The following is a 25,347-nucleotide window of genomic DNA, read 5'->3' as shown; positions in this document are numbered from 1 at the left end:
TCAGCGCTCCACCAGCGCGATGCGCTTGTTGTACCAGTTCATGAAGATCGAGATGCCCAGGCTGATGACCAGATAGGTGCCCATGATCATCGCCACGCCCTCGATCGCCTGACCGGTCTGGTTCAGCGTCGTGTTGGCGATCGACACCAGATCCGGATAGCCGATGGCGAGCGCCAGCGAGCTGTTCTTGGTCAGGTTCAGATACTGGCTGGTCAGCGGCGGCACGATCACCCGCAGGGCCTGCGGCAGAACGACGAGCCGCAGCGTCTTGCCGCTGTCGATGCCGAGCGCCCTCGAAGCTTCCGTCTGGCCCCAGTTGACCGCCAGGATGCCGCTGCGCACCACCTCGGCGATGAAGGCGGCGGTGTAGACGACCAGCCCGACCAGGATCGCGAAAAACTCCGGAGTGAGGACCACGCCGCCGACGAAGTTGAATCCCTGCAGCTTCGGCACGTCCAGCGCCGTCGGCGCGCCGCCGGCGATGTAGGCGATCAGCGGCAGGCCGATCAGCAGACCCAGGGTCGCCGATCCGATCGGGAAGGGTTGACCCGTCCGCTCCTGCCGGGCCTTGGCCCAGCGCCGCAGGAAGATCACGCCGATCACCGCGATGGCGAGCGCGAAGCCCATTGTGCCCCACACCGGGTCGGCAGAGGGCACCGGCACGAACAGGCCGCGCTGCGACAGGAACACGCCGGGAATCGGGTTCAGCGCCTGCCGCACCGGCGGCATGCTTTCCGAGACCAGCGCGTACCAGAAGAAGAGCTGGAGCAGCGGCGGGATGTTGCGGACGATCTCCACATAGGTGGAGGCCAGCTTGGCGATCAGCCAGTTGCTGGACAGGCGGGCGACGCCGATCAGGGTGCCCAGCACGGTCGCCAGCACGACGCCGATGATCGACACCTTCAGCGTGTTCAGCACGCCGACCAGGAAGGCCCGGCCGTAGCTGTCCCGCGGATGATAGTCGATCAGGCTCTCACCAATGCCGAAGGAGGCCTCGCGGTCCAGGAATCCGAATCCCGTCGCGATGGACCGCTTCGACAGGTTGTCGAGCGTGTTGTGAATAAGGAACCAGCCGACCGCGATGACGATGCCGACCACCAGAACCTGGTAGAACACGGCACGGACCGTCGGGTCGCTGAGGGAAAATGAAACACCGCCAGGCGCGCTTGGGCGCGCGGTGTCCCGGGTCTCGCTGGCCACGGTTCTCTCCCCTCACCAGCATGGCGTAAGGGCGTCGGCCGCCTCCCGAACGTCCGCCGCAACTTGCGCCACGTATATCGTCTCCCAAACGGGCCTGCGGCACGGGCATTGATTCTTGTCGCCCTGTGGCCGCCCCGCCCGTCGTCAAAAAAGGAAGGACCGCGGGCCTCCCTGTGGTCCGCGGTCCCCCTTTCCGTCCTCAGCGGATCGGCATCGCGTACTGCAGACCGCCATTGGTCCACAGCGCGTTCAGGCCGCGCTCCAGCTTCAGCGGGGTCTTCATGCCGACGTTGCGCTCGAAGATCTCACCATAGTTGCCCATGGTCTTGATCACGTTGTAGGCCCACTTCTCGTCCAGGCCCAGCGCCTTGCCCATGCCCGGTGAGGTGCCCAGGATGCGCTGGATCTCCGGGTTCTTGCTGTTCACGAACTCGTCGACGTTCTTGGACGTGATGCCCATCTCTTCGGCCTGGATGGTGGCGTAGACGGTCCACTTCACCACATCGAACCACTGGTCGTCACCGTGGCGGACGGCGGGGGCCAGCGGCTCTTTGGAGATGATCTCCGGCAGGATGACGTGGTCGTCCGGAACCGGCGCCACGCCGGCGCGGGTGCCGGCCAAGCCGGAGGCGTCCGTCGTCAGCACGTCGCAGCGGCCGGCGAAGTAGGCGGCGTTCACCTCGTCGTTCGACTCGATGACGACCGGGTTGTAGGACATGTTGTTGGTGCGGAAATAGTCCGCCAGGTTCAGCTCGGTCGTGGTGCCGGCCTGGACGCAGACGGTGGCGCCGTTCAGCTCCTTGGCGCTCTTCACGCCGAGCTTCTTGTTCACCATGAAGCCCTGGCCGTCATAGTAGGTGACCGGGGCGAAGTTCAGGCCGACCGAGGTGTCGCGGGTCAGCGTGACGGTGGTGTTGCGCGACAGCAGATCGACTTCGCCGGACTGGATGGCCGGGAAGCGCTGCTGGGCCGACAGCGGGGTGAACTTGACCTTGTTCGGGTCGTTGAACAGCGCAACCGCGACCGCGCGGCAGTAATCGACATCGAGACCGGTCCAGTTGCCCGAGCTGTCGGGGTTGCCGAAGCCCGGAAGGCCGGCGTTCACGCCGCACTGGACGAAGCCGCGGCCCTTGACGGCGTCCAGCGTCGGACCGGCCTGCGCGCCGGTGACGGCGCCGAACACCACGGCCGCGGCAGCAGCGGCGAGGATTCCCGATTTCATATTAAGCTCCACCCTGTTCTTGCGTTTTTACGCTTAGGTTCATGCATTGCGCGCCCCGCATGGCGGACACGCGCGTGTGACAAGAGTGCACCAACCGCATCCGGCTTGTCGAATCATCCTTAAGCCGTGCATTTGGCTTGGTTATCCCTTACAGAGGCTTTGGGAAAAGAAATCTTTGGTGGCCGGGTCCATCTTGGAATGTCGGGATACGGGCGCCATCACTGTTGTTGCGGGAAGACCCATGAACGACGCACGAAAAGATACGATCCTCGGGCACGCCGGGCGCAGCCCGCGCGAGAATCACGGAATCGTGAATCCGCCGGTCTACCATTGCTCGACGGTGCTGTTCCCGACGCTGGAGGAGTTGGAGGCGAGCGACCGCACCCCCTTCGACAGCATCAACTATGGGCGCGTCGGGACGCCGACCACGCTGGCCTTCGAACAGGCGGTGGCGGAGCTCGAGGGCGCCTATCGCGCGGTCAACACCGGCTCGGGCCTGAACGCCATCGCCACGGCCTTTTTCGCCTTCAGCAAGGCGGGCGACCATGTGCTGATCACCGACAGCGCCTACGGTCCGACCCGCCGATTCGCCAACGACACGCTGGCGCCCTACGGCGTGGAAGTCGAATACTTCGATCCCACCATCGGCGCCGGGATCACCGCCCTGCTGAAGCCGAACACCAGTGTCGTGTTCCTCGAATCGCCGGGCTCCCTGACCTTCGAGGTGCAGGACGTCCCGGCGATCGCCGCAGCGGCCAAGACGGTGGGCGCCACGGTGATGATCGACAACACCTGGGCCACCCCCCTCTTCTTCCAGCCGCTGCGGCACGGGGTGGATGTTTCGATCCACTCGGCCACCAAATACATCGTCGGGCATGCCGACGCGATGCTGGGCGTGATTTCCTGCGCCAACGAGGCGCAGTGGCTGGCGGTGAAGAAGGCCGCGACGCGGACGGGCACCTGCGCCGGACCGGACGACATCTATCTGGGTCTGCGCGGCCTGCGCACCCTCTCCGTCCGCCTGAAGCAGCACGAGGCAAGCGCGCTCGCGCTGGCCGGTTGGCTGTCGAAGCAGCCCGAGGTCACCCGCATTCTGCATCCGGCCTTCCCCGAGTGCCCGGGCCACGCGCTGTGGAAGCGCGACATCGGACGCTCCTCCGGTCTGTTCTCCATCGTCATGAACGCGGTGCCGAAGCCGGCCCTGTCGGCCATGCTGAACTCCCTGGAGCTGTTCGGGCTGGGGTACAGTTGGGGCGGGTTCGAGAGCCTGATCCTGCCGGCACGCCCCGCCGCCGTCCGCACGGCGACCCGCTGGACCGATCCCGGCACCGTCCTGCGCCTGCACGCCGGGCTGGAGGACGTGGACGATCTCATCCGCGACCTGGACGGCGCCTTCACCCGCCTGAGGGCCGCCCTGTAACGGGCGGGTCCGGACACGCGGCACACACGAGGATTGGACATCATGACGGACGCCACCGCGTTCGAGCCTGCATTTGAACCCTCATTCGAGGACGTGATCGCAGCCATCGCCTTCAACGCCGACGGGCTGGTCCCGGCCATCGCACAGGCGGAGGGAAGCGGCGAGATCCTGATGATGGCCTGGATGAACCGCGAGGCCGTGCTGGAAACGCTGCGCACCGGCCGCGTCTGCTACTGGTCGCGGTCCCGCAAGGGGTTGTGGCGCAAGGGCGAAACCTCCGGCCAGATGCAGAGGCTGAAGGATTTCCGCGTCGATTGCGACGGTGACACCCTGCTGATGATCGTGGAACAGGACGGCGTGGCCTGCCACACCGGACGGCGCAGTTGCTTCTACCGCGCGCTGCGTGATGGGAAACTCGAAGTTATCCAGGATGTCGAGACCGACCCCTCGGTTCTCTACGGACACACGCATAAGTAAGACGCTAAACCTTCGCTGCAATGCGAAAAGTGTTTGATCTATGTCAACGTAGCTTGGGGCGGGAAGAGGTAGAAAGCTCTTGTCTCTAACCCTCCCTGTATTCGCCTATGCCGGGGGTTCCAATGGAACCCTCGGCTATTTTTTTGCCCAAAGTCAAAGCCTGTCCGGTTGCAGCGCATCGATAAAATTATCGCAGATTGATGCAGATCAACGAAGCAGGTCGCCCGAACAGTTAAACAGATCTTGTCTCTAACCCTCCCTGTATTCACTTAGCCGGAGATTCACTGGATCTCCGGTTTTTTCTTGTACGGACGGCGGAGATTGGGATTGCGTTACGGACGGTGCCGCGTGCGGGTCCAGCGCATGACGGCTCCGATCACGGACAGAGGGACGACAATCACCGCTCCGATCAGGATGTAGGGCAGCGCCCAATGGAACATGTCCGCGGCGAGCCGGGCGATGTCCTGGATGGTGGCCCAGCTGTTGGTCAGGATGCTGGCCGGATTGATGTCCAGAAAGGACAGAGCCAACCCGACCACGAAGCACAACAGAAGCGTTCTGACGACCCAACCCACCAAGACATCACCTCGTGCTGACGCCGAACGGCGTGGGATTGATCAAGCGCCCCATGAAACGTCACCGGCACGGAGGCCGTTCCTTGCGGTAGATGGTTATGGTGGTGGCGCATGAGAACGCCTTGCTCCCGCCTCGCGCAGGTGCTTTCGGGTTATCCCCATTTTCTGTGGATAACTTTGTGGATGAGTCTTCAAGCCTGTTGGAGGGGCGGCGACTTGCCATCATGCCCCCAAATTGGGCATGGTCATCACGTGGCGAAACCATTGGATACACTGCAAATCGTCAGCGTTGTGCCGCAACCAAAGGCTTTGCCACCCCTTCGCCTGCGACACACGGGATATGGGGATAACTGTGTTGAGCGTTTTTGGAATCGGACCTGAGTCCGCCAATGGTGTCCAGCGGACCCACAGGCCGATGATGAGCAAACGATACTGCAGAGAAAGGTGGCGACCCCAGCAGGATTCGAACCTGCGACCTATCGCTTAGAAGGCGATTGCTCTATCCAACTGAGCTATGGGGCCCCGGTCCGGATCAGAAGCGCGGACGATCCATACGGAAATTGTCGGCGTAGTTGCGCGGACGGACGCGGCGCACCGGCGCATCCTGAACCGTATAGTCCCAGCCCTTGCGCTGGGCGAAGGCGACCGCCTCCTCCGACGTCTCGAAACCGATGCGCACCTGGTTCAGCGTGTCGCCGGAGCTGATCCAGCCCATCAGCGGCTCCGGACGGCGCGGGGTTTCGATCTCGTATTCGAGCAACCAACGATGCGTCTTGGCACGCCCGGACTGAGTGGCCGCTTTGCTCGGCTGGTAGATCCGGACCTTCATGACGCGGCATCTCCTCTGATACGTGCGTGGTGCATCGTTCGAATTTCGTTGGTCGGGGCGCCCGGATTCGAACCGGGGGCCTCCAGTACCCAAAACTGGCGCGCTGACCAGACTGCGCTACGCCCCGACGTCGCGCAGTGGAATACACGAACCCTGAGCGGACGGCAAGACGCTGCCGCATCTATCCCGCAGGGTGGACCTTTCGTATGATGCCGCCCCTTTCGACCGCGCCGATTGCTCCCTCCGTGAACGCCACCTCCTCGTCCCCTCCCCGTCTCGCCGTCTTCGTGTCCGGTCTGGACGACACCCCGGCCGGGCGTGCCGCCGTGGCTCTGGCCGATGCCCTGCGGCGGCGAGGATATGGGCTCGATGTCATGGCCCCGATGGGGGGAGGATTGTTGCGGGCGGCGCTGCACCCGGGCATCGGCCAGATCGACCTCGCCAAGCGCCACACCGGCACTTCCGTCCTCGCGCTTGCGCGGATCGTCGCGGAGCGGCGGCCGGCCGGCCTGATCGGGGTGGGAGGGGACGCCGGACTCGTCACCCTTGGCGCCGTCCGGCTGGCGCGGCAGGGCACGCCCGCGGCGGTGCTGGAGGACCAGCCGCCGTCCGTCGGTGGGGTGCGGCGCGCCTTGCGGAGGTGGCTGCACCCGCGCGCCTGCATCGTGGTGAGCGGCGCCGCCACGCCCCCTGAGGAGGCGGCCCGGCTCGTCCTGACCGCCTTCGGGTTGCCCGATGAGGCTCGTTAGGGCCGCCGCGCCGTCACTTTGCGGTGCCGAAGACCGGGTGCACCACGCGGTCGCCCGGGCGGATGCCCAGTCGCGCGCTCATACCGCCGTTGATCTCCAGAATGGCCTTCACCGGACCGGCCGAGTTCACCGCGTCCAGCGATCGCGGCACGGCGTTGGCGTGGATGTTCACGATCCGGCCGTCCGTGCCGATGAAGATCATGTCGAGCGGGATCAGCGTGTTCTTCATCCAGAAGCTGGCCGGCTGCGGGCGGTCGTAGATGAACAGCATTCCGGAGTCGGCGGCCATCTTCTCGCGGAACATCAGCCCCTGCGCCTGCTGCGCCGGGGTTTCCGCCAGTTCCACGTCAAAGCGGTACTTGCCGCCGCCGGCCGTCTCGACGGTCAACGAGGAGCGCGCGAAATTCTCCAACGCCGACGCCGGCAAGGCCGGCAGCAGAATTGCGACCCCCATCAGAAACCCGCCCAAAAGGCCACGCACAGCCCGTCCGATCATCGCGACCAACCCATTCCATGACATCCAGAGCTGGGACGATGCCGTCGCGACGTGCGGCTGTCCAGCAGGCTCTTCGACGGAGTCACGCCGCCGTCCGGTCGGTGGCGGTGGTGTAAATGTCCTTGGTCAGCGGCTTGATCTGCTTGATCTGGTAGCCGGGGCGGGCGCTGAAGCGGCGGATGGCCCGCTCCCCGGCTTCCCGGTCGCTCTCGGCCCAGACCAGATAGTCGCGGCCGCGCGCCCATTCGACGGCCAGCGGGTGCAGGGCGTCGATCTCGCCGATCTGGGTGTTGACGACGGTCACCAGCCATTCCCTGTCGTTCGGATTGCGCCGGTCGGTCAGGATCAGGAGTTGGGGCCGCTGTTTGGTCTGCGCCTCGGACAGGCGCCGCTGGATGTCCGACTGCTTGCGGCGCGCCTCGACGGTGTCGGCCATACACTCCTCGATCTCCTTAACGATGTGCTCCTCCTCATGCTGAAGCCGGCGGATCGTCGCCTCCAGCTTGCCGATGGTGTCCTTGGCGGCGCGCATCCGGCTGCGGCTCTGCGCAACCTGCGAATCGACCGCAAGCAGCACATTGCCCAGCCACGCCCCGATGGCGATGATCCCCAGGATGATGAGGAAGTTGATCATCATGATGAGGGCGCCTTGATGCGGGCGGGGTTGAGGCGGCCCTGCGTCTTCTGGAACGTCTTGGTGAAGCCCATCTTGAAGGGGAACGCCACCTCGACGAGTTGCTTGGCCTCCTCCGCGTTGGACGCCCAGACCTCCGCCACGTTGGCGCAGCGCCAGATCGGGTTGACCTGGGACTTGTCGCCACCGGAAGAGGCCTTCTCCTGGGCGACGTTCACCATGAACTTCGACAGGCCGGCCTGAGGGTCGCCCACCTCGTGCACGAACACGGGCGGCTGGAGGGCGATTTCCGCGATTGCCCGCTCCATCTTGCGGTTTTCGGTTTCGGCGCGGTGCTTCTCGGCGGACGCTTGGTTGCGCCGCTGCACCTTGCCGTTCACCCGGTCCTGAAGTTCGTGGATCTCCGCATGCAGGACGTAGATGCGGTTCTCAAGCTGGTCGATGCCTGCGGAGCGATGAAGAAAGTCGGGCAGGAAACGCTTCAGCATCATGGCGACCGGCACCGCGGCCAGCATCATCGCGGCGATGGTCAGCAGGAGCAAGGTGGTGTTGGACATCGGCGGCCTGCCCCTCTCCCTCTCCGGCTCCCGGCATGGCGTGATTCATCGAAATGACCAGCGGACAGCGCGAGTCGCGCAAATCAGGCTGTCCGATTCGTCCCAATACGTCAACTGCGTGACATACGTGAATGAAAAACTTTCCAAAGATTATCCAGTGCGGACCATCTTCGTGATTGCCGCAGCGGCAACGCGACGCACCTCGTCGCGCAGCGGACCGGGACGCGGCGCGTCGGCCAGGGTGGTGAACCAATGCGCCGGCGGATTGCGCCCGGCGGCGCGCGACCAGGACAGCGCCCGCAGCACGCCCTCGGCCTCCGGCGTCGGCGGCACCGCCGGGTCGATGCCGTTCAGCACCGCCCAGATCCCGGCCCAGCAGCGTCCGACGGACCAGGGATTGTAGCCCCCGCCCCCAACCACCATCAGGCGCGGCGCCAGCCCCATCAACGCCCTCACCGCCTGCCACAGCGCGCTGTTCGACAGCTCCAGCCGGCTCAGCGGGTCTTCGGCGAGCGCGTCGGCCCCGGTCTGAATGACCAGCGCCTGGGGGCGGAACGCCTGTCCCAGCGGCAGGATCACCGTCTCCAGAAGGTAATCCATCTCCGTGTCGTTGAACGCCGGCGGGACCGGCAGATTGAAAGCCAGAGCGCCGGGCCGATCCTCGGCCTTGCCGGTGAAGGGCCAGCGCCCGTCCTCATGGACCGACAGGGTCAGCACACGATCGTCGTCGGCGAAGGCGTCCTCAACCCCATCGCCGTGGTGGGCGTCGAGGTCCACGTAAAGCACCCGTTCGATTCCGGAATCGAGCAGAGCCAGAATGCCCAGCACCGGGGCGTTGAGGTAGCAGAAGCCGCTGGCCCGCCCCGGACGGGCGTGATGGGTGCCGCTGGCCGGGCTGTAGACGATGCCGGCGGGCGCCTCCGCCAGCAGGCGCCCGGCCAGGACGGCGGCACCGGTGCTGATGGCGGGACGGCGGTACATCTCCGGAAAGACCGGATTCTCCATCCGGCCGAGGTTGTAGCGCTCCCCTGTTTCGGCATCCACCCGCTGATCCGCCTCTGCGCGGTGGAGGGCGGTGATGTAATCCGGGGTGTGGAAGCGGCCCAGTTCCTGCGGCGACGCCAGCGGGCTGTCGCGGTAGACCGCGTCGGGCAGCCATCCCATGGCACGGCTGAGGTCGATGGCGGTGGACACCCGCGGAATGGCCAGCGGGTGCTTCGCTCCATAGCTGGAGCCCCGGTAGATCTCGCTGCCCAGGAACAGCGGGCGGGCGGGAAATTCGTTCGGAGAATCGGTCGGCATGGGGTGGAGAGGTGGAGCGGCGACAACCGTCCGTCAACGTCTTGTGCACAAGGCCCCTTGTCGTGGCCTCATGGCGATCTCTTTTCTTGAGGGGGCTTGGCCCTTGGGGTCTGGGACATCCGCGGGGGGAGGCACGGCATGGACGGTGCGTGGCGTCTGGCGGGGATGGCCGCCGCGGTTCTTGTCGTCGGCGGAGCGGGCGCGCCGGCCCAGGCCGACACGCCGGTCGATCTGGAATTGGTGCTGGCCGTGGACGTGTCCGGCAGCGTGGACGCGGAGGAAGGCCGCCTCCAGCGGGAGGGTTACGTCGCCGCCCTCACCGACGCGAAGGTCCAGGCGGCCATCCGTGGCGGCCCCTATGGGCGCATCGCCGTCACCTATGTCGAATGGGCCGGGGACAGCTTCCAGCGCATCACCGTGCCCTGGACCCTGCTGAGCGATCACGGCAGCGTCGAGGCCTTCGCCTCCTCCGTCGCCGAATCTCCCTATCTCAGCGCGCAGTGGACCTCGATCAGCGCGGCCATCGACTTCAGCGTCCGCCTGTTCAACGACAACGGGTTCGAAGGGGCGCGGCGGGTGATCGACGTGTCGGGCGACGGGGTCAACAACCGCGGGCGCCCGGTGCAGTGGGCGCGCGACGAGGCGGTCGCCGCCGGGATCACCATCAACGGCCTGCCGATCCTCAACGACCGGCCCAATCCCTGGGGCGGGGCGGCGCCGACGAATCTCGACGGCTATTACGAGGAGCATGTGATCGGTGGGCCGGGCGCCTTCCTGGTGCCCGCCGTCAGCTTCGAAGCCTTCGCCGACGCCATTCTGAGCAAGCTGCTTCTGGAAATCTCCGGCCTTCCTCCCGGACACGGCGTGGGCGGACGCACAGGCTTCGCCAGCCGCTAGCCGGGTCGTTGCCAGATTGGCTCAACAAACATTACCTATGGAGTGCCGGTCATCCGGTTCGAAACCTGCGAGCGAGACCATGCCGATCAAGACGATCCTGCTGCACATGTCGAACGACGACCGCCATTCCCAGCGGCTGGCGGTGGCCGCCATCCTCGCCAAGCGATTCTCCGCCTTCGTCGAGGTGCTGTTCGTCGCCACGCCGGTGTCCATGCCCGCCGCGGTGACCGGACGCGCCGCCTCCTACGCCTACATCGCGGAGGCCACGGCCATTGCCCACGAGAAGGCCGAGCAGATCGAGCAGGAGGTGCGGCAGACGCTCAAGGACTGCTCCTACTCCTGGACGATCGAGGAAGGCGACCATGTGGAGTTGCTGGCCGCCCGCGCTGTCTACGCCGATCTGGCCGTGGTGACACAGAGCCACGACGACGAGCGCGGCGACCGGGTGGCACTCCAGGTGCCGGACCGGCTGCCGCTGACCAGCCCCTGCCCCACGTTGGTTCTGCCCTACGCCGCTCCGCCCACCGCGGCGATCGGGCGCCACGTCGTGGTGGCCTGGAAGAACACGCGGGAGGCGGGTCGTGCCGTGCGCAACGCCCTGCCCTTCCTGAAGGAGGCGGAGAAGGTCACGGTGGTCACCATCGACCCGCCGGGCCACAGGCTGGACAGCGGGCGCGATCTGATGATCTGGCTGGAGCGCCACGGCGTGCGCAGCCAGCATCAGGCGACCATCTTCCAGGGCGGCGACGTCGGGGACGTCCTGATCAGCTCTTGCCGCGAGTTGGGCGGCGATCTTCTGGTGATGGGGTCCTACGGCCATTCCCGCCTGCGCGAGATGGTCCTCGGCGGCGCCACCCGAACGGTTCTGGCGAATCTGGACGTGCCGGTGCTGATGTCCCACTGACGGGGAAACGCCGGGCGGCGACGGGCCGCCCGGCATCCGAGCCCAGATATCCGGGGCTAGAGGAAGAACACCCAGGTCACCAGGACGAACAGCGGCACCAGGATGCCGAAGGACCACAGCATGTAGCCGAAGAAGCTCGGCATCGCCACGCCGCGCTCCTCCGCGATGGCCTTGACCATGAAGTTCGGCGCGTTGCCGATGTAGGTGTTGGCACCCATGAACACCGCGCCCGCCGAAATGGCCGCCAGGGTCACGGCAAGGTCGGTCATCAACACCTGCGCGTCGCCGCCCGCCGTGTTGAAGAAGATCAGGTAGGTCGGTGCGTTGTCGAGGAAGCTGGACAGGATGCCCGCCGCCCAGAAATAGGCCGCCGGGACCGGCTGGCCGTCCTGGTTCACCGCCGCGATGATGGCGCCCAGCGCGCCGTCGGTGCCCGCCTTCAGGATGGCGATGGCCGGGATGATGGTCAGGAAGATCGCCGCGAACAGCTTCGCCACCTCCAGGATCGGCCCCCAGGTGAAGGCGTTCAGGCGGCGGCTGCGCGCGCTGGTCAGCACCAGCGACAGACCGGTGATGCCGAGAAGCAGCAGGTTGCTCACGATCGTCTCCAGCGGCACGTGGATGTGGTAGATCTCCACCCCCACTCCCGGATGCCAGACGCCGCTCAGCAGCACCGCGCCGACGATGGCGACGAGGAGGAGCAGATTGACCGCCCCCTCGATGCGCACCGGCTCCCGCTCATGCACGCCCTCGATCAGCGGATGCTTGCCGGGGTCCTTGGTGTGCAGGTAGAGGTCGACCAGGAAGTAGATCGCCAGCAGGCAGCCCGCCACCAGCACCATCGGCCAGAACAGGTGCACGGTCGGCCAGAAGAAGCCGACCCCCTTCAGGAAACCGAGGAACAGCGGCGGATCGCCCAGCGGCGTCAGCGAGCCGCCGACGTTCGACACCAGGAAGATGAAGAAGACGACGGTGTGCACCTTGTGCCGCCGGTGCTCGTTGGCGCGGATCAGCGGCCGGATCAGCAGCATCGAGGCGCCGGTCGTTCCCATGAGGCTCGCCAGCAGCGTGCCCAGCCCCAGCCCCAGCGTGTTCGCCAGCGGCGTTCCCACCAGGGTGCCGCAGATCCGCACGCCGCCCGCCACTGTGAACAAGGCGGTCAGCAGCACGATGAAGGGAATGTATTCGAGAAGCAGGGTGTGCAGCAGCTCGTAGGTGGCGAGCCCCGCCCCGAAGGTCAACGCGAAGGGCAGCAGGAAGGCGATGGCCCAGCCGGCGGCGACCTTGCCGAAATGATGGTGCCAGAAGGACGGCGCCAGCAGTGGCATCAGCGCGATGGACAGCAGAATCCCGACGAAGGGAATCACCCAGAAGACGTTCAGGTCGCGCCCGTCGAGATGTGGTGCCCCCGCCGCTTCCGCCGCCAGGGCCAGCCCCGGCACTCCGGCGACAGCGAGGCCTACCAGGGGAGCGGCAAGTGAACGGGCGAGGCGATGTCGGGTCGGTCGGGCGTCGGTCATAACACGCATTCATCTGTAATATCAGTTACCGAAGTATGCGTCTCCGAAAGGGCTAAGCCAAGCCGGAACGCCCCTTCGGGATTCCCTTATCGGCCGTGCGTGAATAACGTGTCTCTAGCCGCAGGGCTTCAGTTCGAGGGGACTCGGCATCGGCCCGCCGATCCAGCCGTGGAGCGGACGGCAGGTCCCCTCCACGCACAGTTCGTGCTCCGGCGTGAAGGAGGAAGCGGCCAGAACCACCCGTTCCAACGGCGGCACCGCCGGCACCCAGACCCACCAGCCGGCGGCCAAGCGGGCGCCCGCGGGCGGCTCCATCCCGGCGCCGCCCCCCTTCACACGGGCTTCGGCCAGGACGAGACGTCCGTCCTCGATGCGCCATTCCTCCCGCCATTCGGTCTTCTCCACCGAATGGGTCCAGGAGAGCGAGAAAGCGGACCCTGGCAGGGCGGCGAGAACCGCCCCGCCGAGCGCCGACAGGCATAACGCTGCACTCATGCCGGGGCGCTGCTCCGCCGCACGCGGCGCAGGCGATGGCGCTGCCACAGCAGGAAGGCCGCCGTCATGACGAATCCGGTCTCGTCGGTTACCGGAAGCGCCACGACGAACAGGAAGGCGGCCGCTGCCGCGAACACCCGCTCCGCCAGGTTGAGAGGCGTCCAGAAGAAGCCGATGGTCGCCGCCCCCCACAGCCCGATGGCGATCAGCGCCTTGATCAGGACATAAGCGACGGCCAGCGGATCGGTGGTCTGGAGCATCAGCGCGGGGGAATAGACGGCCATGAAGGGCACGACATAGCCGGCCATGGCGATCCGCGTGGCGATCCAGCCGACCTGCATGTGTCCTGCCCGGCAGATCGACGAGGCCGCCAGCGCCGCCAGCGCCACCGGCGGTGTCAGGTCGGCCATGATGCCGAAGTAGAAGACGAACATGTGCGAGACGATCAGCGGAACGCCCATCTGCAGCAGGGCCGGCGCCGCGATGGCCGCCGTGACGATGTAGTTGGCCGTCGTCGGCAGTCCGGTGCCCAGCAGGATGCAGGCCAGCATGGTGAGGATCAGCGCGACCAGCAGGTTGCCGCCGGAAAGCTGAACAATCGTGCCGGCGAAGCTGGAGGCCAGACCGGTCAGCGTCAGCATGCCGATGAGCACCCCCACCAGCGCGCAGGCCACGCCAACGCCAACGGCGTTCTTGGCGCCGTCGGCGAGGCTGTTTACAAGCACGGCCAGAGTCTCCCGCCCGCCTTTCACGATCAGGCAGGGGATGACCAGAAGCCCGACGATGGCGAAGGCCAGATGCTCCGTCCGCCAACCCATCCGCCACAGCGCCGCCGCGACGAGGCCCAGCACGACCCAGAAGGCGACGCGCAAGGCCATCGGCCCGATGGAGCCGACGATCCTGGTGCCGAGGATCAGCGCGATGGTCGACGCGATGCCGATCACCCCCGCGAACAGCGGCGTGAAACCGGAGAACAGCAGGTAGACCAGCGCCGCCAGCGGCAGGATCAGGTACCAGCCCTCGATCAGCGCGCGCGACACGCTGGGGCACTGGTCCTTCGGCAAACCGACGAGGTTGCGCTTGCCGGCTTCCAGATGGACCATCCAGAAGGCGCTGCCGAAATAGAGAATCGCCGGGATCGCCGCGGCGATGGCGATGTCGCTGAAGGGGACGCCGATGGTCTCGGCCATGATGAAGGCCGCCGCCCCCATGACCGGCGGCATGAGCTGCCCGCCCATGCTGGCCGTGGCCTCGACCGCTCCGGCGAAGGCCGGGCGGTAGCCGAAGCGCATCATCAGGGGAATGGTGAACTGGCCGGTGGTCAGCACATTCGCCACGCCCGAGCCGTTGATCGTCCCCATGAAGCCGGAGGAGATCACCGCCACCTTCGCCGGCCCGCCCTTGGCATGGCCGACGAGGCCCAGCGACACGTCGTTGAACAGCTTGATCATGCCGGCGCGCTCCAGGAAGGCGCCGAACAGGATGAACAGGAAGATGAAGGTCGCCGACACGAAGGTCGGCGTGCCGTAGATGCCCTCGGTCGACAGGTACAGGTTGTCGATGACCTGATCGATGTCGTAGCCGCGGTGGGCCAGCCCGAAGGGCAGGTGCCGCCCGAACAGTGCGTAGGGAATGAAAACGCCGCAGATGATCGGCAGCGCCCATCCCATGATCCGTCGTGCGCCCTCGAACACCAGCGCGATGGTGATCGCGCCGACGATCAAATCCGTGGTGTTCGGATCACCCGCCCGCTGGATGAGATCGACCTCGAACACGTAATGGTAGAGGCCGAGCGCAAAGGCCCCCAGGCCGAGCAGCCAGTCGTACCAGGGCACGCTGCGCCGTTCCCCGTGCGAGCGGAAGCCGAACAGGGTGAAGGTCATCAGAAGCAGGAACCCGACATGGACCGACCGGACGACCATGCTGGACAGCGGGTTGAACGCCGCCGTCCAGATCTGGAACAGGGAGAAGGCGACGGCGATGGCGAAGACGGCCTTGCCGGCGACGCCTTCGAAGGCCACGACCGTCGAGGGATTCTCGCGGTCGATGGCCTGGCGGATCTTGTTGTCCGCGTCTTGGGAGGATGCGCTCATCGCACGGGGGCTCCGGGACGACGGGGCGCGCTTACATCAGACCCTTTTCCTTGTAGAACTTCTCCGCACCCGGATGCAGCGGCACCGGCGACTGGGTGGCGGTCGCGTCCAGCTTGATCTGCTTGGCGGCGGCGTGGGCCGCGGCCATCGCGTCGAGATTCTCGAACATCGCCTTGGTCATCGCATAGACCGCGTCGTCCGACACGCCGGCGTGGGTGACCAGCAGGTTGCGCACCGCCGCGGTCGGCACCGGCTCGCTCTGGCCGCTGTAGCTGTTGGCCGGGATGGTCTCGGCGATGTAAGCCGGGTCGCCGACCTTCTGGATCACATCCGCCGGGATCGACACGATGGTGATGTCCTGCGAGGTCGCCAGATCCTTGATCGCCGCCACGCCGAGGCCCGCGGAGATCAGCGTCGCGTCGAGCTGCCGGTTCTTGATCAGGTCCACCGATTCGGCAAAGGGCAGATACTCGGTCTTGGCGAAGTCCTTGTAGCCCAGCCCGGCGGCGGCGAAGATCGCGCGGGCGTTCAGCTCGGTGCCCGACTTCGGCGCGCCGACCGACACGCGCTTGCCCTTCAGGTCGGCCAGCGTCTTCACGCCGGAGTCCTTGCTGGCGACGATCTGGATGTAGTTGGGGTAGATCGCGGCGACGGTGCGCAGCTTGGTCAGCTTGGTCTTAAAGCCGGCCTCCTCGTCGCCCTTCCAGGCGCCGCTCAGCGAATCGCCGAGCGAGAAGGCGATCTCGCCGCGCTCCGACTGGAGGAGGTTCAGGTTCTCGACCGACGCCTTGGTCGCCTGGACCGTAACCTTGGCCCCCGGGATGGCCTTGCCGTAGATGCCCGACAGCGCCACGCCCAGCGGGTAATAGACGCCGCTGGTGCCGCCGGTCAGGACGGTGACGAACTGCTCGGCCTGGGCCGGCAGCGCGGTGAGCATGCAGACGCCGACCGCGGCCAGGAAACGCTTCATTCTACTTCCCTCCCAAAAGGCTGTCCGTCTCGGATCGTTCGTAAGACGCTTTGGTTTGCGTCGGATTGTTGGGTATCCTAACTTGCGGGCGGTGGGTCCGCCAGTCCGTAGGATCCGAAAGAAACGCGGCGGTTCGGCGCAAGCATTCTCCCTTCGGAGGAGGCCGAACGGCGTCTTGACCGGATAGGACGACGCCCCCCTATCCTTGTTCCGGTAGGTCCTGCGCCACACTTTATCCCGCAGAGTTGGAAGAACCGTCGAAAGAAGCGTCGCGAAGGTCGGGGCAACAGAACGTCACCAACAATGGGAGGACAGCGGATGCCGTGTACCGTTTCCATGACCGTCAACGGAAAGGCGGTTTCGCGCGAGGTGGAGGAGCGGACCCTGCTGGTCACCTTCCTCCGTGACCAGCTCGGCCTGACCGGCACCCATGTCGGTTGCGACACCAGCCAGTGCGGCGCCTGCGTCGTCCATATCGACGGGCGGTCGGTGAAGTCCTGCACCATGCTGGCCGCGCAGGCGGACGGCGCCGCGGTCACGACCATCGAGGGGCTGGCGGCGGCGGACGGCACGCTGCACCCGATGCAGGCGGCCTTCCGCGAGCATCACGGCCTGCAATGCGGCTTCTGCACGCCGGGCATGGTGATGAGCGCCGTCGATCTGGTGACGGCCAACCCGTCGCCCAGCGAGCACGAGGTCCGCGAAGGGCTGGAGGGCAACATCTGTCGCTGCACCGGCTACCACAACATCGTCAAGGCGGTGATGGCCGGGGCGGAGGCGATGCAGGGCGGCACGATGAAGGCCGCCGCCGAATAAGCAACGGGCAAAGGCTCTCATGGGAGGAACACGAAGATGGCGAACCCCACCGGCATCGGCGCTTCCGTGCGCCGGCGCGAGGACGCGCGCTTCCTGACCGGGCGCGGTACCTACACCGACGACATCAACCGGCCCGGCCAGACCCACGCGGTCTTCGTCCGGTCCCCCTACGCCCACGCCCGCATCACCGGAATCGACGCGGCCGAAGCCATGCAGGCCCCCGGCGTGATCGCCGTGCTGACCGGCGCCGACATGGAGACCGACAAGGTCGGCAGCCTGCCCTGCGGCTGGCAGATCCACTCCAAGGACGGTTCCCCGATGAAGGAGCCGCCCCACTTCCCGATCGCCCGCGACCGCGCGCGCTACGTCGGCGATGCCGTCGCCGTGGTGATCGCCGAGACACGCGAGCAGGCGAAGGACGCCGCCGAGCTGGTCATGGTCGATTACGAGGAGCTGCCGGCCGCGGTGACCTCGCTGAAGGCGCTTGAGGGCGGCGCGCCGTTGGTCCATGACGACGTCGGCGGCAACCTCTGCTTCGACTGGCATCTCGGCGACGCGGCGGCGGTGGACGCCGCCTTCGCGCAAGCGGCCCACATCGCCAAGCTCGATCTGGTCAACCAGCGGCTCATCCCCAACGCCATGGAGCCGCGGGCGGCGCTCGGCGAGTACGACCGGGCGACCGGCGAGCACACGCTGACCACCACCAGCCAAAATCCGCACGTCATCCGCCTGCTGATGGGCGCCTTCGTTCTCGGAATCCCCGAGCACAAGCTGCGCGTCGTCGCCCCCGATGTCGGCGGCGGCTTCGGCTCCAAGATCTTCCATTACGGGGAGGAGGCCGTCGTCACCTGGGCGGCGAAGAAGGTCGGGCGCCCGGTGAAATGGACCGCCGAACGCTCAGAGAGCTTCCTGACCGACGCCCACGGCCGCGACCATGTCAGCCACGCCGAGTTGGCGATGGACAAGGACGGCAACTTCCTGGCGCTGCGCGTCGCGACCATCGCCAACATGGGCGCCTATCTGTCGACCTTCGCGCCGTCGATCCCGACCTACCTCTACGCCACGCTGCTGGCCGGCCAGTACAAGACCCCGGCGATCTATGCCGAGGTGAAGGCGGTCTTCACCAACACCGTGCCGGTGGACGCCTACCGCGGCGCCGGGCGTCCGGAGGCCTGCTATCTGATCGAGCGGCTGGTCGAGGTCGCCGCGGCCGAGACGGGCATCGACAAGGCGGAGCTGCGCCGCCGCAACTTCGTGCCGGCCAGCGCCATGCCCTACCAGACTCCGGTGGCGCTCCAGTACGACACGGGCGACTTCGCCAAGAATCTCGACATCGCCCTGCCGCTGGTCGACTACGACGGCTTCGCGGCGCGCAAGGCCGAGTCCGCCCGGCGCGGCAAGCTGCGCGGCATCGGCTTCGCCACCTACATCGAGGCCTGCGGCATCGCGCCGAGCAACGTCGCGGGCGCACTCGGCGCGCGGGCGGGGCTGTACGAATCGGCGGAGGTGCGCTTCCACCCCACCGGCTCGGTAACGGTCTTCACCGGCTCCCACAGCCACGGGCAGGGGCACGAGACGACCTTCGCGCAGCTCGTCTCCGAGCGTTTCGGCGTGCCCATCGAGAATGTGGAGATCGTCCACGGCGACACCAGCAAGATCCCCTTCGGCATGGGCACCTACGGCTCGCGCTCCCTGGCGGTCGGCGGGTCGGCCATCGTCAAGGCGATGGACAAGGTGGAGCGCAAGGCCAAGAAGATCGCCGCCCACATGCTGGAGGCCGCCGAGGCCGACATCGAGGCCAAGGATGGGCGCTTCGTCGTGGCGGGCACCGACAAGGCCCTGACCATCGGCGACATCGCCCTGCAGGCCTACGTTCCGCACAACTTCCCGCTGGACGAGTTGGAACCGGGGCTGGACGAGCAGGCCTTCTACGACCCGAAGAACTTCACCTACCCCAACGGCTGCCACGTCTGCGAGGTCGAGATCGACCCCGACACTGGCGTGGTCCAGGTGGTCAGCTTCGCCGCCGTGGACGATTTCGGGCGGGTCATCAACCCGCTGATCGTCGAGGGGCAGGTCCATGGCGGGCTGGTCCAGGGCATCGGGCAGGCGCTCTACGAGAACTGCGTCTATGACGAGGAATCCGGTCAGCTCATCACCGGCTCCTACATGGACTATTGCATGCCGCGGGCGGACGACGTGCCGTCCTTCACGGTGCGCTACCACGAGGACCAGCCCTGCACGCACAACCCGCTGGGCGTGAAGGGCTGCGGCGAGGCCGGGACCATCGGCGCCTCGGCCGCCGTGATGAACGCGGTGGTGCACGCCCTGTCCGAGTACGGCGTCACCCATCTCGACATGCCGGCGACCCCGGAGCGGGTCTGGCAGGCGATCCGGCGCCACACCCCCGCCCAGGCGGCCGAGTAAGAGGGAGGAGACATCATGTACGCCTTCACCTATCACCGCCCCAAGAGCGTCGCCGACGCCGTCGCCCTGCTCGGCCAGTTCGAGGACCCGAAGCTGCTGGGCGGCGGGCAGACGCTCCTGCCGACGCTCAAGCAGCGCCTCGCCCGGCCGAGCGACCTGATCGACCTCGGCCAAATCCCGGAGCTTCAGGGCATCCGGGAGGAGGCCGGCGGCCTGACCGTCGGCGCCTTCACCCGCCACGCGGATGTCGCCCACTCTGACACGGTGCAGCGCGTCATCCCGGCGTTGGCCAGCCTCGCCGAGGGCATCGGCGACCGGCAGGTGCGCAACATGGGCACGCTTGGCGGGTCGATCTGCAACGCCGACCCCTCCGCCGACTACCCCGCCGCGGTCGTCGCGCTGAAGGCCACGGTGCGGACCGACCGACGGGAGATCGCGGGCGACGACTTCTTCACCGGCATGTTCGAGACGGCGCTGGAGCCCGGCGAGATCGTCACCGCCGTTCACTTCCAGAAGCCCGACAAGGCCGCCTACGCCAAGTTCCGCAACCCGGCCAGCCGCTACGCCATCGTCGGCGTCTTCGTGGCCGTGTTCGGGAACGAGGTGCGGGTGGCGGTGACCGGCGCCGGCCCGTCGGTCTTCCGGGCGGACGACATGGAGGCGGCGCTGGCCCAGGACTTCCGCGCCGACGCCCTGAACGGCGCGTCGGTGTCGGCGGCCGGGCTGAACGCCGACATCCACGCCAGCGCCGACTACCGCGCCCATCTGGTGCGGGTGATGGCAAGGCGCGCGGTGGAGGCGTGTGGGTAACCATCGTCCCTCTCCCGCCCCGGGAGAGGGTGGCGCGAAGCGCCGGGTGAGGGTACCGTCGAGGATCGGTGCCGGATTCTTGTCGGCACCCTCACCCTTCCCACTGCGTGGGCCCCTTCCCTCTCCCGGGGCGGGAGAGGGAGTTTTCCCGCTGGATGACGGATTGTCATGCCCAACACCCTCCCCGCCTCCGTCGATGACACGCTGGACCTGCTGCGGCGGGGGAACTACGTCGCCGACCGCTCGCTAGCGACGGCGCTGTACCTCGCGCTGAAGCTGCGGCGTCCGCTGTTCCTTGAGGGCGAGGCCGGGGTCGGCAAGACCGAGATCGCCAAGGTGTTGTCCGCCACGCTGGGCCGGCGCCTGCTGCGGCTGCAATGCTACGAGGGGCTGGACGTCGCCGCGGCGGTCTATGAGTGGAACTACGCCCGGCAGATGATGGAAATCCGGCTGGCCGAGGCGTCGGGCGACCGCGACCGGGACGCGCTTAGCGCCGATCTCTTCTCCGAGCGCTTCCTTATCAAGCGCCCGCTGCTCCAGGCGTTGGAACCCGACTTGGCCGGTCCTCCCGTCCTGCTGATCGACGAGTTGGACCGCACGGACGAGCCGTTCGAAGCCTATCTCCTCGAAATCCTCTCCGACTTCCAGGTTTCGATTCCGGAGTTCGGCACGGTCACGGCGCCGGAGCCGCCCATCGTCATCCTGACTTCCAACCGCACCCGCGAGATTCACGACGCGCTGAAGCGGCGCTGCTTCTACCACTGGGTCGATTACCCCAACGCCGAGCGTGAGCGCGCCATCCTGGCGGTGAAGGCGCCGAACGCCGACGCGCGGTTGGCCGCCCAGGTGGTCGGCGTCGTGCAGAGCCTGCGCGGGATGGACCTCTACAAGGCGCCGGGCGTGGCGGAGACTCTGGACTGGGCGCAGGCGCTGGTGGAACTGAACCAGCTGGAGCTGGAGCCCTCGGTCATCAACGACACGCTGGGCACGCTGTTGAAGTACCAGGACGACATCGCCCGCATCCAGGGCAGCGAGGCCGCGCGCATCCTGGCCCAGGTCAAGACGGAACTCGCCGCCTCCACGGCGCGGTGAGCGGCCATGCAGGGCGGCCTCGCCATCAACCTGATGCACTTCGCCCGCGCGCTGCGGGCGGCCGGGCTGCCGGTCGGGCCGGGCAAACTGCTCCAGGCCGTGGAAGCCGTCGAGGCGGTGGGGATCGGCAACCGGGCGGACTTTTACTGGGCGCTGCACGCCGTCTTCGTGAATCGGCGCGACCAGCGCGAGATCTTCGACCAAGCCTTCCACGTTTTCTGGCGCAACCCGGACATCCTGAAGCGGATGATGGGCATGATGCTGCCGACCATCCGTACCGAGTCCGCGGATGCCCAGGACCCGCTGTCCCGCCGCGTCGCCGACGCGCTGCGCGGCACCGCGCCGGAGGCCGAGGGGCCGGAGAAGTCGGAGATCGAGGTGGACGCCGCCTTCACCGTTTCGGCCCAGGAACGGCTGCAGGAGAAGGATTTCGAGAAGATGTCGGCGGCGGAGATGGCCGAGGCCAAGCGGATGCTCGCCCGCATCGCCTTGCCGGTCGCCGAGGTGACGACCCGCCGCCACCGTCCCGACCCGCGGGGGCCGCGTGTGGACCCGCGGGCGACGCTGCGGCGGATGCTGCGCTCCGGCGGCGATCTCGCCGATTTGGCGCGGCGCAGCCGCCGCACGCGGCCGCCGCCGCTGGTGGTGCTGTGCGACATCTCCGGCTCCATGACGCGCTACTCGCGGATGCTGCTGCATTTCATGCACGCGGTCAGCAACGACCGCGACCGGGTGCACAGCTTCGTCTTCGGCACCCGCCTGACCAACATCACCCGCCATCTGCGGCACAAGGACGTGGACGTGGCGCTGGACGCCGTGTCGGCGGCGGTGGCCGACTGGTCGGGGGGAACGCGCATCGGCACGGCTCTGCACGCCTTCAACCGGACCTGGGCGCGCCGGGTCCTCGGCCAGGGGGCGGTGGTCCTGCTCATCACCGACGGGCTGGACCGGGATGCCGGCGAGGGGCTTGCGGCGGAGGCGGAACGGCTGCACAAGAGCTGCCGCCGTCTGGTCTGGCTGAACCCGCTCTTGCGGTGGGAGGGGTTCGCACCAAAATCCAGCGGTATCCGGGCCTTGTTGCCGCATGTGGACGACTTCCGCCCGGTCCACAACCTGAACAGTCTGGCCGGGCTCGCCGACGCGTTGAACCGCGACGGGCCGCGACGGGCCGAAAGCCTGCGCAAGTGGCTGAAGGAGGCCGCATGAAGGACGATATTCTGGAGCAGGCCGCGGGCTGGCGCGCGGAGGGCCGCAAGGTAGCCCTGGCGACGGTGGTCGCCACCTGGGGATCCTCCCCCCGCCCGGTGGGCAGCCAGATGGCGGTGGACGACGCCGGTTCGATGATCGGCTCGGTCTCCGGCGGCTGCATCGAAGGGGCTGTGGTGCATGAGGCGCGCAAGACCATGGAGGATGGCGAGCCCCGGATGATCTCCTTCGGGGTCAGCAACGAAATGGCCTGGGAGGTTGGGCTGGCCTGTGGCGGCCGGGTGCAGGTCTATGTCGAGGCCGTGGAATGAAGCGCGACATCACCGAACGGCTGCTGGCCGCCCGCAAGGCCGGGCGTCCCGTAGCCCTGGTCACCGACCTCGGCACCGGTTTGCAGACTCTCGTCTACGAGGACGCCATCCACGGCGGCTTTGGGCTGGAGGACGACCTCCTGGACGAGGTGCGGGAGCGGCTGCGCCAGGATCGTTCCGGCCTCGTCAGCGATTTGGAGGATGAGGAGGACGGCGTCCAACTGTTCGTCCAGACCCACAACCCGCCGCTGCGTCTGCTGGTGGTCGGCGCCGTGCACATCGCCCAGGCGCTGGCCCCACTCGCCGCGCTGACCGGCTACGCCGTCACGGTGATCGACCCGCGTGGCTCCTTCGCCACGGAATCGCGCTTCCCCGGCGTTTCCCTGCACGATTCCTGGCCGGACGAGGCGCTGTCCGCCTTGACGATCGACAACCGCACCGCCGTGGTGACCCTGACCCACGACCCCAAGCTGGACGACCCCGCTCTGCTGGTGGCGCTGCGCTCCCCGGCCTTCTACGTCGGGTCGCTCGGCAGCAGGCGCACCCACGCCAAGCGGCTGGAGCGGCTGAAGGAGCAGGGTGTGACCGACGCGGAGCTGGCGCGCATTCACGCCCCGGTCGGGCTGGACATCGGCGCCGTGACCCCGGCGGAAATCGCCCTGTCGGTCATGGCCCAGATCACCGCCGTGCGGCGCAAGGCCAGCGCGGCCTGACAGGAGTTCATCGCCATGTTTTTCGGCCCGCTGCCCCTGCGGGAGTTGGAGGGCGCCATCCTGGCGCATTCGGTCCGCCGCGGCTCCGTCAGCTTCAAGAAGGGCCGCGTCCTCAGCGCCGAGGACGTGACGGCGCTGCGCGACGCCGGCCTCACCACGGTGACCGTCGCCAAGCCCGGTCCTGACGACGTGGGCGAAGACGCCGCCGCCGCCCGCATCGCCGCCGCCCTGAAGGGGCAGGAGATCACCGTTGGCGCCGCCTTCACCGGCCGCGTCAACCTGTTCGCCGAATCGCGCGGCCTGTTCGTTCCGGATGTCGAACGGATCAACGCGCTGAACCTCATCGACGAAAGCGTAACGGTCGCCACCCTGCCCGCCTTCGCGCCGGTCGAGCCCGGCCAGATGGTCGCCACAGTCAAGATCATCCCCTTCGCCGCCCCCCGCGGTGCGGTGGAGGGGGCGGAGGTCGAGGCGTCCGCCGGGATGCCGGCGCTGCGCGTCGCTCCCTTCCGTCCGCTGACCGCCGCGCTGATCCAGACCCGCCTGCCCGGCGTGAAGGACAGTGTCCTCGACAAGACCGTGAGCGTGACGCGGCAGCGTCTGGAAGCGATGGGCGGAAGGCTGGTCCGCGATTCGCGCTGCTACCACGGCGAGGCGGCTCTGGCCGACGCCATCGCGGCGGCGGGGCGTGTCGATCTGCTGCTGATCGCCGGGGCCTCGGCCATCACCGACCGGCGCGACGTGCTGCCGGCGGGCATCGAGCGGGCGGGCGGCGTGATCGAGCATTTCGGGATGCCGGTCGATCCCGGCAACCTGCTGCTGATCGCGCATATCGGGGAGACGCCGGTGCTCGGCCTGCCCGGCTGCGCGCGGTCGCCCAAGCTGAACGGGTTCGACTGGGTGCTCCAGCGCATCGCCGCGGGGATTCCAGTGACTCGGGCCGACGTCATGCGGATGGGCGTCGGCGGCCTGCTGGCCGAGATTCCCAGCCGGCCCCTGCCCCGCGCCGGCGCCGGCGCCGTCGCGGCGGAACCGCCGCGCGCGCCGCGCATCGCCGCGCTGGTTCTGGCCGCCGGACGGTCGAGCCGGATGGGCGGCAGCAACAAGCTGCTCGCCGATGTCGGCGGGGAGCCGCTGGTCGTCCGCACGGTCGAATCGGTGCTGGCCTCGCAGGCCAAGCCGGTGGTGGTGGTGACCGGCCACATGGCGGAGGCGGTGTCCGCGCCGCTGGCCGGGCGCCCGCTGACCATTGTCCACAACCCGTCCTTCGCCGACGGACTCAGCGCCTCGCTGCGCGCCGGGCTGGCCGCCCTGCCGGCGGATGTCGACGGAGTGGTGGTGTGCCTCGGCGACATGCCGCGCGTCACGCCGCAGGCCATCGACCGGCTGATCGCCGCCTACAACCCGCTGGAAGGCCGGACCATCTGCGTCCCGACCGTCCATGGCAAGCGCGGCAACCCCGTTCTGTGGGACCGTGGTTTCTTCGCGGAGATGGCGAAGCTGAGCGGCGATGCCGGAGCCAAGGCCCTGCTGGCCACCCACGCCGATCAGGTGGTCGAGGTGCCGGTGGAGGACGGCGGCATCCTCTACGACGTGGACACGCCGGAACTGCTGGCGGAGCTTCGCGGCTAA

25 protein-coding genes and 2 tRNA genes are annotated in these 25,347 nt (G+C 67.5%); 13 read left to right on the top strand and 14 right to left on the bottom strand.

The genetic code is table 11. The features are described 5' to 3' along the window. Complete coding sequence (locus DS837_RS17040; RefSeq protein WP_149165852.1) at nucleotides 1-1,200, bottom strand: amino acid ABC transporter permease; 1,200 nt, start codon at nucleotides 1,198-1,200, stop codon at nucleotides 1-3. A gap of 199 nt (nucleotides 1,201-1,399) precedes the next feature. Continuing rightward, nucleotides 1,400-2,422 carry an amino acid ABC transporter substrate-binding protein gene (locus DS837_RS17035; protein ID WP_149165851.1) on the bottom strand — a complete coding sequence of 341 codons (1,023 nt, stop codon included), beginning with the start codon at nucleotides 2,420-2,422 and terminating at the stop codon, nucleotides 1,400-1,402. A 241-nt stretch (nucleotides 2,423-2,663) separates the two neighbouring features. Here DS837_RS17035 and metC point away from each other — a divergent pair, with 241 nt between their 5' ends. Next, entirely contained in the window at nucleotides 2,664-3,842 is a 1,179-nt protein-coding gene (gene metC, locus DS837_RS17030; RefSeq protein ID WP_149165850.1) for a cystathionine beta-lyase, read from the top strand. Between the two features lie 42 nt (nucleotides 3,843-3,884). Continuing rightward, nucleotides 3,885-4,319 (top strand): phosphoribosyl-AMP cyclohydrolase, encoded by a 435-nt coding sequence (hisI, locus tag DS837_RS17025; protein ID WP_149165849.1) that lies wholly within the window; start codon nucleotides 3,885-3,887, stop codon nucleotides 4,317-4,319. A gap of 332 nt (nucleotides 4,320-4,651) precedes the next feature. Here the strand turns inward: hisI and DS837_RS17020 are convergent, their stop codons facing one another. The 4 genes from DS837_RS17020 to DS837_RS17005 all read right to left on the bottom strand — a co-directional run bounded on the left by DS837_RS17020 (nucleotide 4,652) and on the right by DS837_RS17005 (nucleotide 5,850). Beyond that, nucleotides 4,652-4,894, bottom strand: coding sequence for a DUF6460 domain-containing protein (locus DS837_RS17020; protein ID WP_247889980.1), 243 nt, complete (start codon nucleotides 4,892-4,894; stop codon nucleotides 4,652-4,654). Nucleotides 4,895-5,339: 445 nt separating this feature from the next. Continuing rightward, nucleotides 5,340-5,416 (bottom strand) — tRNA-Arg (locus tag DS837_RS17015). Nucleotides 5,417-5,426: 10 nt separating this feature from the next. Continuing rightward, on the bottom strand, nucleotides 5,427-5,723 hold the full coding sequence (locus DS837_RS17010) for an ETC complex I subunit (RefSeq protein ID WP_014240426.1): 297 nt from the start codon (nucleotides 5,721-5,723) through the stop codon (nucleotides 5,427-5,429). A gap of 49 nt (nucleotides 5,724-5,772) precedes the next feature. Next, nucleotides 5,773-5,850, bottom strand: a tRNA-Pro gene (locus tag DS837_RS17005). A 79-nt stretch (nucleotides 5,851-5,929) separates the two neighbouring features. On the opposite strand from DS837_RS17005, the gene DS837_RS17000 reads away from it, so the two are divergent. Further along, nucleotides 5,930-6,472 (top strand): hypothetical protein, encoded by a 543-nt coding sequence (locus tag DS837_RS17000; RefSeq protein WP_149165847.1) that lies wholly within the window; start codon nucleotides 5,930-5,932, stop codon nucleotides 6,470-6,472. Nucleotides 6,473-6,485: 13 nt separating this feature from the next. On the opposite strand, the gene DS837_RS16995 is transcribed toward DS837_RS17000, so the two are convergent. From DS837_RS16995 to DS837_RS16980, 4 genes are all read right to left on the bottom strand, one after another. Next, entirely contained in the window at nucleotides 6,486-6,926 is a 441-nt protein-coding gene (locus DS837_RS16995) for a DUF192 domain-containing protein (protein WP_247889979.1), read from the bottom strand. Nucleotides 6,927-7,050: 124 nt separating this feature from the next. Continuing rightward, nucleotides 7,051-7,605, bottom strand: a complete 555-nt coding sequence (locus DS837_RS16990) for a hypothetical protein (RefSeq protein WP_149165845.1) — start codon at nucleotides 7,603-7,605, stop codon at nucleotides 7,051-7,053. Continuing rightward, complete coding sequence (locus DS837_RS16985; RefSeq protein ID WP_149165844.1) at nucleotides 7,602-8,159, bottom strand: hypothetical protein; 558 nt, start codon at nucleotides 8,157-8,159, stop codon at nucleotides 7,602-7,604. Before DS837_RS16985 ends, DS837_RS16990 begins: the two co-directional genes overlap by 4 nt. A gap of 150 nt (nucleotides 8,160-8,309) precedes the next feature. Then, the gene (locus DS837_RS16980) at nucleotides 8,310-9,461 is read right to left on the bottom strand and encodes an acetoin utilization protein AcuC (protein WP_149165843.1); all 1,152 of its coding nucleotides are present in this window, start codon (nucleotides 9,459-9,461) and stop codon (nucleotides 8,310-8,312) included. A 138-nt stretch (nucleotides 9,462-9,599) separates the two neighbouring features. Between DS837_RS16980 and DS837_RS16975 the strand changes: the two genes are divergently transcribed. Then, complete coding sequence (locus DS837_RS16975) at nucleotides 9,600-10,358, top strand: DUF1194 domain-containing protein (RefSeq protein ID WP_149165842.1); 759 nt, start codon at nucleotides 9,600-9,602, stop codon at nucleotides 10,356-10,358. Between the two features lie 79 nt (nucleotides 10,359-10,437). After that, nucleotides 10,438-11,262 carry a universal stress protein gene (locus DS837_RS16970; RefSeq protein ID WP_149165841.1) on the top strand — a complete coding sequence of 275 codons (825 nt, stop codon included), beginning with the start codon at nucleotides 10,438-10,440 and terminating at the stop codon, nucleotides 11,260-11,262. A 56-nt stretch (nucleotides 11,263-11,318) separates the two neighbouring features. On the opposite strand, the gene DS837_RS16965 is transcribed toward DS837_RS16970, so the two are convergent. The 4 genes from DS837_RS16965 to DS837_RS16950 form a co-directional block, all read right to left on the bottom strand. Then, on the bottom strand, nucleotides 11,319-12,782 hold the full coding sequence (locus tag DS837_RS16965) for a sodium:proton antiporter (protein WP_149165840.1): 1,464 nt from the start codon (nucleotides 12,780-12,782) through the stop codon (nucleotides 11,319-11,321). Between the two features lie 114 nt (nucleotides 12,783-12,896). After that, nucleotides 12,897-13,277 carry a DUF1850 domain-containing protein gene (locus DS837_RS16960; RefSeq protein ID WP_149165839.1) on the bottom strand — a complete coding sequence of 127 codons (381 nt, stop codon included), beginning with the start codon at nucleotides 13,275-13,277 and terminating at the stop codon, nucleotides 12,897-12,899. Beyond that, nucleotides 13,274-15,370, bottom strand: coding sequence for a TRAP transporter permease (locus DS837_RS16955; protein WP_149165838.1), 2,097 nt, complete (start codon nucleotides 15,368-15,370; stop codon nucleotides 13,274-13,276). Before DS837_RS16955 ends, DS837_RS16960 begins: the two co-directional genes overlap by 4 nt. 31 nt (nucleotides 15,371-15,401) lie before the next feature. Continuing rightward, nucleotides 15,402-16,340, bottom strand: a complete 939-nt coding sequence (locus tag DS837_RS16950) for a TAXI family TRAP transporter solute-binding subunit (protein ID WP_149165837.1) — start codon at nucleotides 16,338-16,340, stop codon at nucleotides 15,402-15,404. Between the two features lie 318 nt (nucleotides 16,341-16,658). Here DS837_RS16950 and DS837_RS16945 point away from each other — a divergent pair, with 318 nt between their 5' ends. The 8 genes from DS837_RS16945 to DS837_RS16910 all read left to right on the top strand — a co-directional run bounded on the left by DS837_RS16945 (nucleotide 16,659) and on the right by DS837_RS16910 (nucleotide 25,347). Beyond that, nucleotides 16,659-17,156 (top strand): (2Fe-2S)-binding protein, encoded by a 498-nt coding sequence (locus DS837_RS16945; protein WP_035673773.1) that lies wholly within the window; start codon nucleotides 16,659-16,661, stop codon nucleotides 17,154-17,156. Between the two features lie 36 nt (nucleotides 17,157-17,192). Next, a complete protein-coding gene (locus tag DS837_RS16940) occupies nucleotides 17,193-19,583 on the top strand; it encodes a xanthine dehydrogenase family protein molybdopterin-binding subunit (RefSeq protein WP_149165836.1) in 2,391 nt (796 codons plus the stop codon). Between the two features lie 15 nt (nucleotides 19,584-19,598). Beyond that, nucleotides 19,599-20,393, top strand: a complete 795-nt coding sequence (locus DS837_RS16935) for an FAD binding domain-containing protein (RefSeq protein ID WP_149165835.1) — start codon at nucleotides 19,599-19,601, stop codon at nucleotides 20,391-20,393. Between the two features lie 168 nt (nucleotides 20,394-20,561). Then, nucleotides 20,562-21,485 carry an AAA family ATPase gene (locus DS837_RS16930; protein WP_149165834.1) on the top strand — a complete coding sequence of 308 codons (924 nt, stop codon included), beginning with the start codon at nucleotides 20,562-20,564 and terminating at the stop codon, nucleotides 21,483-21,485. Nucleotides 21,486-21,491: 6 nt separating this feature from the next. Beyond that, entirely contained in the window at nucleotides 21,492-22,691 is a 1,200-nt protein-coding gene (locus DS837_RS16925; RefSeq protein ID WP_149165833.1) for a vWA domain-containing protein, read from the top strand. After that, complete coding sequence (locus tag DS837_RS16920; RefSeq protein ID WP_035673760.1) at nucleotides 22,688-23,002, top strand: XdhC family protein; 315 nt, start codon at nucleotides 22,688-22,690, stop codon at nucleotides 23,000-23,002. The genes DS837_RS16925 and DS837_RS16920 overlap by 4 nt, the downstream gene beginning before the upstream one ends. Next, the gene (locus DS837_RS16915) at nucleotides 22,999-23,715 is read left to right on the top strand and encodes an XdhC family protein (RefSeq protein WP_149165832.1); all 717 of its coding nucleotides are present in this window, start codon (nucleotides 22,999-23,001) and stop codon (nucleotides 23,713-23,715) included. Before DS837_RS16920 ends, DS837_RS16915 begins: the two co-directional genes overlap by 4 nt. Before the next feature lie 15 nt (nucleotides 23,716-23,730). Beyond that, complete coding sequence (locus DS837_RS16910; RefSeq protein WP_149165831.1) at nucleotides 23,731-25,347, top strand: NTP transferase domain-containing protein; 1,617 nt, start codon at nucleotides 23,731-23,733, stop codon at nucleotides 25,345-25,347.

The sequence above is a fragment of the Azospirillum brasilense genome (assembly GCF_008365405.1).
Taxonomy (GTDB): domain Bacteria; phylum Pseudomonadota; class Alphaproteobacteria; order Azospirillales; family Azospirillaceae; genus Azospirillum; species Azospirillum brasilense_D.
Note: the sequence above shows the minus strand (reverse complement) of the source record. Positions and strands in the feature narration are given on the sequence as shown.